The organism is Pseudomonas sp. ADAK21 (genome assembly GCF_012935735.1).
Classification (GTDB): domain Bacteria; phylum Pseudomonadota; class Gammaproteobacteria; order Pseudomonadales; family Pseudomonadaceae; genus Aquipseudomonas; species Aquipseudomonas proteolytica.
On sequence record NZ_CP052857.1, the window covers coordinates 1,936,967 to 1,952,019 of the forward strand.

Genomic DNA, 15,053 nt, shown 5'->3' on the forward strand with positions numbered 1-15,053 from the left:
CTCAGTCGGCCCGCCAGGCCTTGCGCAGCCGCGCCAGGGCCTGGGTGATGGCCTCTTCAGGCACGGCGGCAAAACCCAGCACCAGGCCGGCACGCTGGTCCTGCGGCTCAAGGGAGTCGGGCAGCCAATAGCTGCTCAAGCCGTTGATTTCGACATCGGCTTTGGCGGCCAGGTCCAGCAATTCCCGCTCCCGCGCCAGGCTGTCCACCCGCACGGTCAGGTGCAGCCCCGCCGTGACAACAGGCAGGCTGCCCATGCCGGGCACACCCTGCGGCCAGCCCGCCAACAGGGCATTGCGCCGACTCAACGCAGCACGGCGCATGCGCCGGATATGTCGCTGGAAATGCCCGCTGGCCATAAATTCAGCCATGACTGCCTGGGTGCTGACTTCCGAATGGCGCACGTCCACCGCACGGCGCCGGGCGAACGCGTCCACCAGCCCCGGCGGCAATACCAGATAGCCCAGGCGCAACGCCGGAAACGCAACCTTGCCAAAGGTGCCGACGTACAGCACCCGACCACTGCGATCCAGCGCGGCCAAGGGTGCCAGGGGGGCGCCGCTGTAGCGGTATTCGCCGTCGTAATCATCCTCGACGATCCAACCGTCGCTGCGCTCGGACCAGGCCAGCAACTCCAGGCGCCGCGCCAGACTCATGACCACCCCCAGCGGGTATTGATGGGAGGGCGTGACGTAGACCACACGATTGTCCCCCAGCGCGGTGCAGTCGATACCTTCTGCATCCACCGTCACACCCTGCATCTGTGCGCCAGCAATGGCGAAGGCGTGCCCGGCAGCGCGGTAGCCGGGATTTTCAATCGCTACGCCATCTCCCGGCCGCACCAGCAACTGTGCACAAAGGCTGATTGCCTGTTGCGCGCCACTGGTGATCACTATTTGCGCAGCGTTGCACTGCAGGCCCCGGGCGTTGCGCAAATAGGCGGCAATCAAGCCCCGCAGCCGCTCATCGCCGGCCGGGTCGCCATAGCACAGTTGCTGCAAGTCCGGCTTGCGCCAGAAAGCCGCATTCAGCTTGGCCCACACGTCAAAAGGGAACAGGTCAAATGCCGGCACGCCCACCCGAAAAGCCCGGGGCGGCCCACTGGGAGGCAGGGGTAAATGATGGGTTTGCAAACGATCCAAAGCCGGGCTGTGGATAACTTTTTTGCGAGAATTTGCCGCCGGATCGGCATCAATTGTGGATAAAGCTGGGGATAAGCCTGTTGAAAACCCTGTGGACAGTTTTGTGGATAATTTTTCCGGCAACTGCGCCACATACGTCCCATCCCCTACCCGGCCCTCGATAAAACCTTCGGCATACAGCTGATCGTAGGCCCGCACCACGCTGTTGCGGGAAATCCCCAGCGCCGCCGCCAGATCACGGCTGGCTGGCAGCCGCGTACCGCTGACCAGGCGTGCATCGAGGATGCGCTGGCGCAAGGCCAGGTAAAGCTGGCGCGTCAGGCCCTGCCGGCGGTCCAGCTCAATGCCTGCCGGGTTGAAAGACAGCGGGGGCTCGATGGGCGGCATGTGGCAGCTCCGGCATTGGTCCTATGAAATGAGCACAAGATGGCTCTTACAACGAACCATTAGCCTGCCTAGGATGCTGGCATTCGCCAAGGAAAATCTCCATGTACACACCCCGCGCCTTTGCCCTCGACGATTTGCCTGAACTGCACCAACTGATCCAACACACGCGCTTGGCCCAGTTGGTGACCGTTGGCGAACAAGGCCTGCAAGCCAGCCACCTACCGCTGCTGCTCAAGCCCGACGAGGGCCCCCATGGCACCCTCTACGGGCACCTGGCCAAGGCCAACCGGCAATGGCAGGACCTGCAGAGCGGCAGCCAGGCCCTGGTGATTTTTGCCAGTGCCGAGGCCTATGTCAGCCCGAGCTTTTACCCGGCCAAGGCGGAACACGGCAAAGTGGTGCCGACCTGGAATTACCTCGCGGTGCATGCTTACGGCCAGGCCGATGTGTTCACCGACGCCGAGCGCCTGCTGGCACTGGTCAGCGCCCTGACCGACCGCCATGAATCGGCGCGCGCGCAGCCCTGGAAAGTCAGCGACGCGCCGGACGACTACATTCAAGGCATGCTCAAGGCCATCGTCGGTTTCGCCCTGCCCATCGAGCGTTTGCTGGGCAAGCGCAAACTCAGCCAGAACCGCAGCGCAGCAGACATTGCCGGCGTGCGTGACGGTCTGGCCGCCAGCCCCGATGTACGCGACCAGACCCTCGCCCGCTTCATTCCCCAAGGAGCCCCCCATGCACCCGATTGAAATCCGCCCGGTCAGCGCAGCCGATCATGCCGCCTGGTTGCCGCTGTGGCAGGCGTACCTGCGTTTCTACAACAGCGAGCTGCCAGACACGGTCAGCGCCAGCACCTGGCAACGCCTGATCGACCCCAACGAGCCGACGCACTCGGCCCTGGCCTGGCAGGATGGCAAGGCGCTGGGCATGGTCAATTTCATCTACCATCGCTCCAACTGGAGCATCGAGAACTCCTGCTACCTGCAGGATTTGCTGGTAGAACCGGCGCAACGCGGCAGTGGGATCGGCCGCAAACTGATCGAATACGTCTACACCACCGCCAAGGCCGATGGTTGCTGCAAGGTCCACTGGTTGACCCATGAGAGCAATGCCACGGCGATTGCGTTATACGAACGTATTGCTGAGCGCCCTGGTTTTATCCAGTTTCGCAAAGGCCTCTGAAGCCAAGGCCTCAATACAACTCCCCTGGAGAACAGCATGTCGACTTCACTTGCAGACTGGAAAGGCGTCGCGGCGCCCAGCGTTCAACTGATCGAGGGGCGTTTCATTCGCCTGGAAAAACTCGATCCGTCTCGGCACGCCGATGGCTTGTGGCACGCCCTGCAAGGCCCGGGCGCCGACCCCAAGCTGTGGGACTATTTGCCCTACGGCCCATTTCTCGAGCGCGCGGCCTTCGATGCCTGGCTGAACAATCACGCGCTCAACAGTGACCCGTACTTTTTCAGCGTGATCGACCGTGCCAGCGGTGAGGTACAAGGGATTCTGAGCCTGATGTCCATCGTCCCGGCCCAGGGCCGCATCGAAATCGGCCACGTCACCTTTGGCGCCCCGATGCAGCGTTCACCGAAAAGCACCGAAGCGGTGTACCTGCTGGCCAGGCATTCCTTTGAACTGGGCTACCGCCGCCTGGAATGGAAGTGCAACAACGCCAATGCCCGCTCCAAATACGCAGCCGAACGCCTGGGCTTCAGTTTTGAAGGGGTGTTCCGCCAGCACATGGTGGTCAAGGGACAGAACCGCGATACGGCGTGGTATTCGATTTTGGATGGGGAGTGGCCGACAGTGGGTGCCGGGTTTGAAGCGTGGCTTGCCGATGCCAACCAGACGACAGATGGGCAGGTGAGAAGCCTGGCAGAGTGCCGGGCCTGATCCCACCTCAAGGCAGTACAGATCAAAGCTGTCGAGCTTCGACGAGGCTGCTATGGCGGTGGGTCAGGCACCCACAAGGGTTTCGTTGGATGGCGCTGGGGTCAGGCCAGCTTTTGCGCCAACACCGCGATGTGTTCCGGGCCAATCCCGCAGCAACCGCCCAAATGGCTGGCACCGCGCGCCTGCCAGTCAGCCGCCCAATGCAGGTAACCGGGCGGGTCGAGGTCTTCGCGCAGCGGGTCCAGGCCATCGTTGGCCGTGGCTTGCTTGGGTTGCGGCGGGAAGGCGTTGGCGTAGGCGCCGATATGGATATCGCGCCCCAGGCGCTCAAAGGTCTGCCGCGCAGCGTCAATCGCGGCGCCAATCACCTCCGGCTGGCTGCAGTTGAACAACAACACCTGCACACCCAACTGCGCCGCCGCTTCGGCTGCGTCTGCCACGGGTTCGCCCGAACGCAGGCGCGGCACCTCATCGGTGTCTTCGTCGCGCAAGGTAAACGACAGCCAAAACGGTTTGCCGTCATCGGGCAGGCCGGCGTGAATGGCCCGGGCTTCGACGATGGAGCTTTGGGTTTCCGCCAGCCACAGATCAACATGAGGCCCCAGGCCCGCTACCAGCGGCGCCAGCAGCTCAAGGGCGCGATCGGCTTCAAACAGGTCAGGGCGATAGGAGCCAAACAACGGCGGCAAGGAGCCCGCCACACGTACCGCCTTGCCCGAGGCATCCACCGCCCGGCGCGCGAGTTCGCCCGCCAAGGCCGCCAGGGCCTGGCCTTCGGCGGCAAACCGCGCCTCGCCGATATGGAACGGCACCACCGCATAGCTGTTGCTGGTGATGACATTGGCGCCGCTCTCGATATACGCCGCGTGCACCGCTTCCACCGCTTGCGGGGCTTCGCTCAAGGCCAGCGCAGACCACTCTGGCTGGCGAAACGGCGCGCCACGGCGCTGCAGTTCGCGGCCCATGCCACCGTCGAGAATCACTGTGTGTACTGAGCCCATATGCCTTTTACTCATATGCTTATGAAAATAACTCACTATCAGAGTCGTTCTTATAACTATTTAATACGCACCTTCTGGTTATTAACAACCTCTTTTTTATTCAGGTATTCATCGTGAAATTTCCACCGCTGCTGGCCCTCGGCCTGACGATTCTGGCCGCCTCTACCCAAGCCTTTGGCGGTGCCACTCTGGAGCGCATCGAGAAAAAGCAGGAACTGGTCGGCGTGCTGATGGAAAGCTACCCGCCGTTCTCATTTCTCAATGAGCAAAACCAACTCGATGGCTTCGACGTCGATGTGGCCAAGGCGGTCGCGCAAAAACTGGGCGTGAAGCTGCGTCTGGAAACGCCCTCCTGGGATGTGATCGCAGCCGGTCGCTGGAGCGGCCGTTACGATATATGCATCTGTTCGATGACCCCGAGCAAAGCCCGCGCCGAGGTATTTGACTTCCCGGTGCAGTACTACGCCTCACCGGCGGTGATCGTGGTCAATGCCCAAGACAATCGCATTCATGGCGCCAAGGACTTGAGCGGCAAGAAGGTCGGGCTTACCAGCGCCTCCAGCTATGAAAGCTACCTGAACAAAAACCTGGTGATCGAAGGCGCCGAAGACACGCAATTGCAGTACCCCTTCGAGGACGTGCAGATCGCGCCCTACGACACCGATAACGTAGCCTTCCAGGACCTCGGCCTGGGTGCAGGGGTACGCCTGGATGCGATCCTCACCAACCTGGTCACCGCCCAGCCGCGCTTGACCGAGGACAAACGCTTCAAGCTCGCCGGCCAAGCGCTGTACTCAGAACCCAATTCAGTGGCGATCGAGAAAGGCGACCCGCAGTGGGACAGCAAAGTGCGTGAAGTCTTCGCCCAGCTGAAACAGGACGGCACCTTGAGCAAGCTGTCGCAGAAATGGATCGGCGCCGATATCAGCCAATGACCGCCTTTCCCCCACCTCCCAAGCCGGTGGCTAGCGAATCGCGGCTACAACGCCTCTTCGGTTTCCGCACCCGCCTGTACCTGACCTGGGCGGTGCTGTTCGCCCTGTTCGCGAGTTTTTTCCTGAGCTTTGACCTGAAGTTCTCGATCATCCTCGACAAGCTGCCCAACCTGCTGGGCCTGAGCCTGGCGCCCAGCGGCTTCCTGCAAGGCGCAGCGCTGACGTTGTTTCTGTGCCTGTGTTCGATCGCGGCCTCGTCAGTGCTGGGGTTTGTCACCGCGCTGGGACGCCTGTCGAAAAGCGCCGTGGCCTTTGGCATTGCCAGCTTCTATGCGTCGTTCTTTCGCGGCACACCGTTGCTGATCCAGATCCTGTTGATCTACCTGGGCCTGCCGCAACTGGGCCTGGTCCCGGGCGCCATCGCCGCCGGGATCATCGCCTTGTCGCTCAACTACGGGGCTTACCTGAGCGAGATCTTCCGTGCCGGTATTCTCGGCGTGCCCCATGGCCAACGTGAGGCCGCCCTGGCCCTGGGCATGCGTGACAGCCTGATCTTCTGGCATGTCACCCTGCCACAAGCCATGCGTACGATCATTCCACCCACCACTAACCAGTTCATCTCGATGCTCAAGGACTCGTCGCTGATTTCGGTGATGGGTGTCTGGGAAGTGATGTTTCTGGCGCAATCCTATGGCCGCTCCAGTTATCGCTACATCGAGATGCTGACCACTGCGGCGATCATTTACTGGGTGTTGTCCATCGGCCTGGAACTGATCCAGGCCCGTATGGAGCGCCACTACGGCAAGGGTTATGTACGACGCGGCTAAGCTTCAGCCCAGCGAACGGCGCACCCTGACCACCCCCATCTGCAAGCCGAACGGACGGAACACAGCGTTCAACGACTTGAGCGTCTGATTGCCCTCGCCATGCTCGATATGCACCAGCGTGCGCACGGAAATCTTGCACATCCTGGCAAATTGGCTCTGGTGCAGGCCCGTAACCTCAACGCGAAGCCGGCGTACCGCTTCGCCGATTTGCAGGGTGCCTTGGGCCAGGCCCTGCTCGATGCCCTGGATCAGCAGGGCGCGTGTATCCATGCTGACAGTCATCGCAGCCCCCATTGCTGTAGACGTTGATCCAGTTTGCCGAGCGCGATCGCGGGGTGCTTCCAGGTTTCCTGGGGCAAACCACTGTTCACCAGAATGTCCGGCAACGCCCGCAAGTGTTCGGCGTCGGCGCGCAGTCGTTCAAAGGCTTGCTGCGGATCAACCAGGCCCTCGAGTGCGCCGCAAACCCCTTGCCAGTCAATTTCACCGGCCACTTCCAGGCCCTTGGGCCACTTGGTGGTGCGGGTGATGCCTTCGGCATCCATGACCATGGGGGCCAAGTCATAAATCGGCGCCAGACGCATGGAGTTGCGCTCGCGGATAATCGAGGTGTTACGCCCGTGGTTATCCGAGTTGCCGAGGATTTTATTGAGCAAGTCTCGCCGCAAATACTCGGCGACCAAGTCGGCAACGCCGTCACCCTGCCCGATCTGTCGCCAGTGTTCGGCGAGCATCTGCACGACGTGCAGATGATCCAAATAGCTGCCCGGCGTAACGACCCCCGCCAGTGAATAGATCGACTCGACGGCCAGCCGCTCGACGCCCGCCGACGTGACGTTACGGTCAAAACGCTGCATCCACAGGCTGGGTTTGTGCGCCTCTTCCAACGCCAGCCCTTGGGCGGCGACGGTTTCGATACCCAGCGCCTGCAGCGCCTTGTAGTAGTGAAATTCGCTCCTGAGGATCGCTTGGTCGTTGAGGGTCGCGCCATTGCGGGCAAACTTGATAAACCAGTGTTGGGCGACCTCGGCGTCGGGAAGAACAGCGTCCGGATACAGCAGGCCGTCGCGATGCTCGGCCATCAACAACTTCGGCGCTTCGCCGCCCGCCCCGGTCGCGCCGCCAATGGCCGCGCCTTGCTCATAGGCGTATTCCAGAAAGCCATTGTCGCGACTGACCACATCGTGACGGCTGAAGCCCACGGCGGGCCTGACACCCAATGCCTCGACGGACTCCTTGATGCGCAGGTTGCCAATAGGCGACGGTGTGCAGCGGCCCAGCAGAAACAAGTCGACGCTGACATCGTCCGGCTTGTCGGCGCCCATTCGCTGCAGCAGGAAGCGTTTCGCCGCACCCGCCGGTGCAATGTCATGCAAGAAGGCAGGAGCCGTCTTGAGGAAGGTGACATCCCACTCCAGAGGAAACCGCCCACTCACAGCAGAACAAAAACCTTGTTCAATATCGTCCAGGTGCTCCACGAGATAGTCCTGCCGATAATGAAACCGACAGGGTCCATCAAAACCATTTTGAGGCTCGGAAAACTCCAGCCGCATTGCGTCGTGCCAATGGCCGGCATTAAAGATTTGCAACATCAGGGAGTGAATGGCTTCCGTTGGCAATTTAATGCACCTTCGGCGAATGAAGCAGGCTTGATTACGCAATATAGTGCATGCGCGATTGCCAAGCCCGCTTTATTTACGCAATAAAATGCATTTATTGCGCTTAAGCGGGTTAAAAAACGCAATAAAATGCAAACCAGCTCACCTACATTGAGCACGCGTACATTCGCTCCGGACTAAAGACATCTCCCGCGCACTACGCACGCCGCCGCTGACAGTGGTACGCCGGCCACCTCGCTAAATTCCCTGCCTCACATATCAGAGGTTGGGACCGTATGCCCTACACATCCAAGCGACTTGCCATAGTCATGACCTTCGCGCTGAACGCTGCCAGTATTTCAATGGTTGCCGCACGCGGGGATATGGAGCCACCCAGCGACAGCGAGCAGGCACATCCCGTACCTGCCAGCGCTTTTTATTTCGCCGACTACGCCACCACCCACAACGGCCGCAGCGTCGCCCAGGTACTGGACAACGCCATAGACGCATTGTGGGAGCCAGGCGTTCTGAGCGATTACGATCTGGAGCGGATTACCCATGACTACCACTACTTCAGCAACCTGGCGCCCAACAGGCTCGGCGCGGTGCTTGAACAACTGGCCGGCAGCCAGAACGCCAACCTGGGCAGCGCCACCCAGAACAGCCTAGCCCCGCTGAACGCCAGCCTGCTGTCAGTGATGCGCGAGGGGAACGGCGATGCCCCCGGGCGTTTCTGGTTCCAGGGCCTGGGCAGCGGCGCCAGCCTGGGCGGGCAGCACGGCAGCGCCGGCCTGCAGCAACGTACCCGAGGCCTGGTGCTGGGGGCTGATTGGGCGGTGGACCCTGCCTGGCGCGTGGGTGTCTTGGGCGCCAAATCCACCAGCGACCTGAGCGCCAAACGCTTCAAGGCCGGGCTGGACAGCTGGCACCTGGGGGCTTACGCAGTGCGCGAGGACGGGCCACTGGCGCTGCGCCTGGGAGCGATCCATAGCAGCCACGCCGGCCAGAACAAACGCAGTGTCGACTTTGATTTCATCGACTATCGGGAGCAGCTCAAGGGCAAGTACACCGCGCAAAGCCAGACGCTTCTCAGCGAGCTGGGCTATCGCGTGGACCACGGCAGTTTCACCGTCGAACCGTTCGCCGGCGTAGGCTATCAGCGCTACCACCGCGAACGCTTCAAAGAAAAAGGCGGCATGAGCGCCCTCAACGTCGGCGAGCAAACCCAGCAGAATCTGAGCACCACCCTCGGTCTGCGCATGAGCAGCCTCTACACGCTGGACAACCAGATGAGCCTCAAACCTCACGTCAGCGCGAGCTGGAAGCATCTGTACGGCGATGTAGGTAGCAGCGTGCGCCAGTCCTCCGCATGGGTGGACAAGGACGCGTTCAACAGCGATTTCACCATCCAGGGCACCGCGCTGAACCGCGACAGCCTGGCCTTGCAGGCCGGGCTGGGGCTGGCAGTGTCGGCCACGCAGAGCGTCGGCCTGACTTACACCGGTGACGTTGGCGCGCGCAGCACCAGCCAGGCAGTCATGGGCCAATGGACCCTGACCTTCTGAATTTTGCGCAAAAAAAAGGGGGCACATGCCCCCCGAGGATTAAGCGGTAGTGTCGAAGGCTGTGTATCAGCCTTCGATTTCGATCAGGATTTCGCCCGGGTTGACCCGGTCGCCCTTGGCCACATGAACGGCGCTGACCTTGCCGGCGATGGCCGCCTGCACTTCGGTCTCCATCTTCATCGCTTCGGTGATCAGCACGGCCTGGCCGGCCTTGACCACGTCGCCTTCCTTGACCAGCACATCCACGATATTGCCCGGCATGGCCGTACTCACATGGCCCGGCTCGCTGGCTTGCTTGCGTTTGCTAGTGCCGCCGCCGACGAATTCGTTGAGCGGTTCGAACACCACTTCTTCCGGCATGCCGTCGATGGACAGGTAGAAGTGACGCTTGCCTTCGGCCTTGACGCCGACACCGGTGATATCGACGCGGTAGCTTTCGCCGTGTACGTCGATGACGAACTCGGTCGGCACGCCTTCGCCGCCGGCACGGGCCACGCCGCCGGCTTCAGGGATTGGCAACAGCACTTCAGGGCTCAGGGTCCCGGCTTCACGCTCTTCGAGGAACTTGCGTCCGATATCGGGGAACATGGCGTAGGTCAGAACGTCTTCTTCAGACTTGGCCAGCGCGCCGATTTCGCCACGCAGCTTGGTCATTTCCGGCTTGAGCAGGTCGGCCGGGCGCACGTCGATCACGTCTTCGCTGCCGATGGCCTGGCGCCGCAGTTTCTCGTCCACGGTGCCCGGCGCCTTGCCGTAGCCGCCCTGCAGGTAGAGCTTCACTTCGTTGGTGATGGTCTTGTAGCGCTCGCCGGCCAGCACGTTGAAGAACGCCTGGGTGCCGACGATCTGCGAGGTTGGCGTCACCAGCGGCGGGAAGCCGAGGTCTTCGCGCACCCGCGGGATTTCGGCCAGCACTTCGCTCATGCGGTTGAGGGCGCCCTGCTCTTTCAACTGGTTGGCCAGGTTGGAAATCATCCCGCCCGGTACCTGGTTGACTTGCACGCGGGTGTCGACGGCGGTGAATTCGCTTTCGAACTGGTGGTACTTCTTGCGCACGGCGTAGAAGTACAGGCCGATTTCCTGCAGCAGTTCCAGATCCAGGCCGGTGTCGAATTCGCTGCCTTTAAGGGCGGCGACCATCGACTCGGTGCCCGGGTGGCTGGTGCCCCAGGCGAAGCTGGAGATGGCGGTGTCGATATGGTCGGCACCGTTTTCGATGGCCTTGAGTTGGCACATCGCGGCCAGGCCAGCGGTGTCGTGGGAGTGGATAAAGATCGGCAGGCTCTGCTCGGCCTTCAGCGCCTTGACCAGCTCGCCGGTGGCGTACGGGGTCAGCAGGCCGGCCATGTCCTTGATTGCCACCGAGTCGCAACCCATGGCTTCCATTTGCTTGGCCTGGGCCACGAATGCCTCGATGGTGTGCACCGGGCTGGTGGTGTAGGCGATGGTGCCCTGGGCGTGCTTGCCCGCCGCTTTCACCGCTTCGATGGCCACGCGCAGGTTACGCACGTCGTTCATGGCATCGAAGATGCGGAACACGTCGATGCCATTCACGGCGGCCTTGGCGACGAAGGCCTTGACCACATCGTCGCTGTAGTGGCGGTAGCCCAGCAGGTTCTGGCCACGCAGAAGCATTTGCAGGCGCGTGTTAGGCAACGCGGCGCGCAGTTTGCGCAGGCGCTCCCACGGGTCTTCTTTCAAGAAACGTACGCAGGCGTCGAAGGTCGCGCCGCCCCAGACTTCCAGGGACCAGTAGCCGACTTTGTCGAGCTTGTCGCAGATCGGCAGCATGTCGTCAGTGCGCATGCGGGTCGCCAGCAACGATTGGTGGGCGTCGCGCAGGATGGTGTCGGTTACGAAGATTTTCTTAGACATTGGAATGTTCCTCACAGGCCTGCGTGGGCGGCGATGGCGGCGGCGATGGCCAGGGCCAGCTCTTCGGGTTTGCGCTTGATCGAGTAGTTGGTCAGCTCAGGGTGGCTTTCCACAAAACTGGTGTTGAACTGGCCGCTGCGGAATTCCGGATTGCGCAGGATTTCCTGGTAGTAGGCGGCGGTGGTCTTCACGCCTTGCAAGCGCATGTCGTCCAGGGCACGCAGGCCGCGGTCCATGGCTTCTTCCCAGGTCAGCGCCCACACCACCAGTTTCAGGCACATGGAGTCGTAGAACGGTGGGATGGTATAGCCGGTGTAGATCGCCGTATCGGTCCGCACACCCGGGCCGCCGGGGGCGTAGTAACGGGTGATCTTGCCGAAGCTGGGCAAAAAGTTGTTCTTAGGGTCTTCGGCGTTGATGCGGAACTGCAACGCAAAGCCACGGTGCTGGATATCTTCCTGTTTTACCGACAGCGGCAGGCCGGACGCGATGCGGATCTGCTCGCGGACGATGTCGATCCCGGTGATTTCTTCGGTGATGGTGTGTTCCACCTGCACCCGGGTGTTCATCTCCATGAAGTACACCTCGCCCTCGGCGAGCAGGAACTCCACGGTGCCGGCATTTTCGTAGCCCACGGCCTTGGCCGCGCGCACCGACAGGTCGCCGATATAGGCGCGCTGCTCGGGGGTCAGTTGCGGGCTTGGGGCAATTTCGATGAGCTTCTGGTTACGGCGCTGGATCGAGCAGTCGCGCTCGAACAGATGCACCACGTTGCCAAAACTGTCGCCGAGGATCTGCGCCTCGATGTGCTTGGGATTGACGATGCATTTTTCCAGGAACACTTCCGCCGAGCCGAAGGCCTTGGTGGCCTCGGAGATCACGCGGGGGAAGGCTTGTTCGAGTTCTTCACGGCTGTTGCAGCGACGAATGCCGCGCCCGCCACCACCGGAGGTGGCCTTGAGCATCACCGGGTAGCCGATGCGGTCACCTTCGGTCAGTGCTTCGGCGATGTCGGCAACGTTGCCTTCGGTGCCGGGGGTGACCGGCACACCCGCCTTGATCATGCTGCGGCGCGCTTCGGTCTTGTCGCCCATGCGGCGAATCACTTCGGCCGATGGACCAATGAATTTGATACCGCGTTCGGCGCAGATATCCGCCAGTTCGGCGTTTTCCGACAGGAAGCCGTAGCCGGGGTGCAATGCGTCGCAGCCGGTTTCCACCGCCAGGTTCACCAGCTTGCGCGGGTTCAGGTAGCCGGCCAGGGGCTCGGCGCCAATGCTGTGGGCCTCGTCGGCGCGCTTGACGTGCAAGGCATGCCGGTCTGCGTCGGAATAGACCGCCACCGAACGGATACCCATTTCGGCACAGGCCCGCACGATGCGGACGGCAATCTCACCACGGTTGGCGATCAGGATCTTTGTTATCACTTGGAATTTCCCTTGAGCCGATTGCTGCATTCATCGACCTGCTAGACCAGGTCGGCGCGTGACCAAATGTTTCAAGCCAGTCGCGAGATACACACTATGCGCACTTAGGGATTAACAAAAATCAATAATTATTGGGTTGTGTATAAGTAAAGACTTATAGTTGAGCGCACAGACCCCGGCGAGCCCTTTTTAATTATGCGTAAGTCATTGATGCGTATGACATTACGTCAATTGCAGATCTTTAATGAGGTCTGCGATTTGCGTTCCTACAGCCGCGCAGCTGAAGAAATGTCCCTCACGCAACCGGCGGTCAGCCTGCAAATTCGCCAGCTCGAAGAGCTGGTCGGCCAGCCGCTGTTCGACTACGTGGGCAAAAAGCTCTACATGACCGAAGCGGCCGAAGCCCTGCAACGGGCCAGCCGGGACATTTTCGGGCGCCTGGAAAACCTCGATATGCAGCTCTCGGACATGCAGGGCTCGCTGCAGGGGCAATTGAAGCTGGCGGTGGAGTCCAGCGCCAAATACTTCGTGCCGCACTTGTTCGCCGCCTTCAAGCGCCAGCACCCGGAGGTGCAGTTGCACCTGACAGTGGTCAACCGCGCCCAGGTGATCCGCCGGCTGTCGGACAACCGTGACGACCTGGTGATCATGTCCATGGTGCCTCAGGACATGGGCCTGGAATTCCTGCCGTTTCTCAATAACCCGATTGTGGCGGTGGCCCCACCGGACCATCCGCTGAGCCTGCAAGGGCCGCTGCGCCTGCAAGACCTGGAGCCTTACACCCTGTTGCTGCGCGAACCAGGCTCCGGGACGCGTTTGGCCTGCGAGGAATACTTCAAGGAAAAGCGCGTGCACTTCACCCAGACGGTGGAAGTGGCCTCGGCCGAGGCACAGCGCGAGTGCGTGGTGGCGGGGTTGGGCGTGGCGCTTTTGACACGCCACGCCCTGAACCTGGAACTGGCCACCGGCGGGCTCAAGGAGCTGCCGGTGGAAGAGCTGCCGCTGTACCGCAGTTGGTGCCTGGTGCAGGCCAAGGCCAAACGCCTGTCACCGGTGGCCCATGCGTTCCTGGGCTTTATCCGCAGCGAGCGGGTACAGATCAGCGCGCTGGCTGAACGCTTCGCTGGGCAGCCGCGGGTGCCTGCCAGTGCAACTCCGGGTAGTCACTGATGCTCTGCAGCAGTTGACGCTGCTCGCAGCGATCTTCAATTGCACGCCGGAACGCCATGCGGCGCTGGTCTTCCTGCTGACGACGGGTCTTGACGGTGCTGGTGCTGTCTTCGTAGTGCCGGGCCATTTCGAGTCTCCCAATGCGAGTACGGGGAGTTCAGGATGGACACGGGGGATGACGGTTTGGCGGCGCGGGGGTTACAGGACGATGAATACTGACCTGTGGTGAGCGGGCTTGCCACAGTAAGCCCGCTTGCCAGGGGATCGAGTCAGTCGTCGAGGGCTTTGACGGACTTGGGTGACAACCGCAGGCTGCGCAAGCTGCGCTTGACGCTCTTGAGGTGGTTGACCAGACTCGGGCCACGCGCCATTGCCACGCCCATCGCCAGCACGTCGATCACCACCAGGTGGGCGATACGCGAGGTCAGCGGGGTGTAGATTTCGGTGTCTTCGTGTACATCGATCGCCAGGTTGACCGTGGACAGTTCCGCCAAGGGCGTCTGGCTCGGGCACAGGGTGATCAACGAAGCGCCGCTTTCACGCACCAGGTTGGCGGTGATCAGCAAGTCCTTGGAACGACCCGACTGGGAAATACAGATCGCCACGTCGGTGGGCTTCAACGTCACCGCCGACATTGCCTGCATATGCGGGTCGCTGTAGGCCGCCGCCGTCAGTAGCAAACGGAAGAATTTGTGCTGGGCATCCGCCGCCACCGCGCCGGACGCACCAAAGCCGTAGAACTCCACACGCTGGGCCTGGGACATGGCGGTCACGGCTTTTTGCAGCTCGATCGGGTCGAGCTTCTCCCGCACTTCCATCAGGGTGTGCAGGGTGGTGTCGAAAATTTTCAGGCTGTAGTCGGCGACGGAGTCGTCTTCGTGAATCGCGAACTGGCCGAAGCTGGCACCGGCCGCCAGGCTCTGGGCCAGTTTCAGCTTCAAGTCCTGGAACCCCGAGCAACCAATGGCGCGGCAGAAGCGCACGATGGTCGGCTCGCTGATGCCTACGCTGTGGGCCAGGTCAGCCATGGAACTGTGCATCACGGCCGCAGGGTCAAGCAGCACGTGATCGGCAACCTTGAGTTCCGATTTGCGTAACAGGTGGCGCGACTGGGCGATATGTTGCAACAGGTTCAAAGGGCAGGACTCTTGTTATTGGCAGACGCCAGGGATGTAGCAAGCTTGTAGTTATACTACAAGAATTGTTGATTTGCCCGTTCGATGCATCACTAAATCGC

Annotated in this window: 16 protein-coding genes; 8 read left to right on the top strand and 8 right to left on the bottom strand. The window is 61.5% G+C overall.

The genetic code is table 11. The annotated features are described in order from the left end of the window. Position 1: 1 nt before the first annotated feature. A complete protein-coding gene (pdxR, locus tag HKK57_RS08915; RefSeq protein WP_070996672.1) occupies positions 2-1,528 on the bottom strand; it encodes a MocR-like pyridoxine biosynthesis transcription factor PdxR in 1,527 nt (508 codons plus the stop codon). 101 nt (positions 1,529-1,629) lie between these two features. Here pdxR and HKK57_RS08920 point away from each other — a divergent pair, with 101 nt between their 5' ends. Genes HKK57_RS08920 through HKK57_RS08930 form a run of 3 tightly spaced genes read left to right on the top strand, consistent with a single transcriptional unit; the run spans position 1,630 to position 3,418 of the window. Continuing rightward, complete coding sequence (locus tag HKK57_RS08920) at positions 1,630-2,277, top strand: FMN-binding negative transcriptional regulator (RefSeq protein ID WP_029290014.1); 648 nt, start codon at positions 1,630-1,632, stop codon at positions 2,275-2,277. After that, entirely contained in the window at positions 2,264-2,710 is a 447-nt protein-coding gene (locus HKK57_RS08925; protein WP_070996668.1) for a GNAT family N-acetyltransferase, read from the top strand. Before HKK57_RS08920 ends, HKK57_RS08925 begins: the two co-directional genes overlap by 14 nt. 36 nt (positions 2,711-2,746) lie before the next feature. Further along, positions 2,747-3,418, top strand: coding sequence for a GNAT family N-acetyltransferase (locus tag HKK57_RS08930; protein ID WP_070996666.1), 672 nt, complete (start codon positions 2,747-2,749; stop codon positions 3,416-3,418). Between the two features lie 101 nt (positions 3,419-3,519). On the opposite strand, the gene HKK57_RS08935 is transcribed toward HKK57_RS08930, so the two are convergent. Further along, complete coding sequence (locus HKK57_RS08935; RefSeq protein WP_169390040.1) at positions 3,520-4,419, bottom strand: homocysteine S-methyltransferase family protein; 900 nt, start codon at positions 4,417-4,419, stop codon at positions 3,520-3,522. A 113-nt stretch (positions 4,420-4,532) separates the two neighbouring features. Here HKK57_RS08935 and HKK57_RS08940 point away from each other — a divergent pair, with 113 nt between their 5' ends. Both HKK57_RS08940 and HKK57_RS08945 read left to right on the top strand, forming a co-directional pair. Further along, complete coding sequence (locus HKK57_RS08940) at positions 4,533-5,354, top strand: ABC transporter substrate-binding protein (protein ID WP_154907136.1); 822 nt, start codon at positions 4,533-4,535, stop codon at positions 5,352-5,354. Then, on the top strand, positions 5,351-6,181 hold the full coding sequence (locus tag HKK57_RS08945; RefSeq protein WP_029290023.1) for an amino acid ABC transporter permease: 831 nt from the start codon (positions 5,351-5,353) through the stop codon (positions 6,179-6,181). The genes HKK57_RS08940 and HKK57_RS08945 overlap by 4 nt, the downstream gene beginning before the upstream one ends. A 3-nt stretch (positions 6,182-6,184) precedes the next feature. Here the strand turns inward: HKK57_RS08945 and HKK57_RS08950 are convergent, their stop codons facing one another. Together HKK57_RS08950 and HKK57_RS08955 are read right to left on the bottom strand one after the other, a co-directional pair. Beyond that, on the bottom strand, positions 6,185-6,451 hold the full coding sequence (locus tag HKK57_RS08950) for a helix-turn-helix domain-containing protein (RefSeq protein WP_371128935.1): 267 nt from the start codon (positions 6,449-6,451) through the stop codon (positions 6,185-6,187). 8 nt (positions 6,452-6,459) lie between these two features. Next, entirely contained in the window at positions 6,460-7,734 is a 1,275-nt protein-coding gene (locus HKK57_RS08955) for a type II toxin-antitoxin system HipA family toxin (RefSeq protein ID WP_169391185.1), read from the bottom strand. Here HKK57_RS08955 and HKK57_RS08960 point away from each other — a divergent pair. Together HKK57_RS08960 and HKK57_RS08965 are read left to right on the top strand one after the other, a co-directional pair. Next, the gene (locus HKK57_RS08960) at positions 7,633-7,887 is read left to right on the top strand and encodes a hypothetical protein (RefSeq protein WP_169389581.1); all 255 of its coding nucleotides are present in this window, start codon (positions 7,633-7,635) and stop codon (positions 7,885-7,887) included. The genes HKK57_RS08955 and HKK57_RS08960 overlap by 102 nt on opposite strands. A 188-nt stretch (positions 7,888-8,075) precedes the next feature. Then, on the top strand, positions 8,076-9,344 hold the full coding sequence (locus HKK57_RS08965) for an autotransporter outer membrane beta-barrel domain-containing protein (protein WP_169390041.1): 1,269 nt from the start codon (positions 8,076-8,078) through the stop codon (positions 9,342-9,344). A 66-nt stretch (positions 9,345-9,410) separates the two neighbouring features. Here HKK57_RS08965 and oadA read toward each other — a convergent pair whose 3' ends face one another. Both oadA and HKK57_RS08975 read right to left on the bottom strand, forming a co-directional pair. Then, positions 9,411-11,219 (bottom strand): sodium-extruding oxaloacetate decarboxylase subunit alpha, encoded by a 1,809-nt coding sequence (gene oadA, locus HKK57_RS08970; RefSeq protein WP_029290033.1) that lies wholly within the window; start codon positions 11,217-11,219, stop codon positions 9,411-9,413. 11 nt (positions 11,220-11,230) lie between these two features. Next, a complete protein-coding gene (locus HKK57_RS08975; protein WP_029290035.1) occupies positions 11,231-12,646 on the bottom strand; it encodes an acetyl-CoA carboxylase biotin carboxylase subunit in 1,416 nt (471 codons plus the stop codon). A gap of 195 nt (positions 12,647-12,841) precedes the next feature. Here HKK57_RS08975 and HKK57_RS08980 point away from each other — a divergent pair, with 195 nt between their 5' ends. Then, complete coding sequence (locus HKK57_RS08980) at positions 12,842-13,816, top strand: LysR family transcriptional regulator (protein ID WP_029290038.1); 975 nt, start codon at positions 12,842-12,844, stop codon at positions 13,814-13,816. Here the strand turns inward: HKK57_RS08980 and HKK57_RS26945 are convergent. Next, positions 13,746-13,943, bottom strand: a complete 198-nt coding sequence (locus tag HKK57_RS26945; RefSeq protein ID WP_071610068.1) for a PA3496 family putative envelope integrity protein — start codon at positions 13,941-13,943, stop codon at positions 13,746-13,748. The two genes, HKK57_RS08980 and HKK57_RS26945, sit on opposite strands and share 71 nt — an antisense overlap. Before the next feature lie 142 nt (positions 13,944-14,085). Then, the gene (gene hexR, locus HKK57_RS08990; RefSeq protein WP_029290040.1) at positions 14,086-14,952 is read right to left on the bottom strand and encodes a transcriptional regulator HexR; all 867 of its coding nucleotides are present in this window, start codon (positions 14,950-14,952) and stop codon (positions 14,086-14,088) included. Positions 14,953-15,053 lie beyond the last annotated feature (101 nt).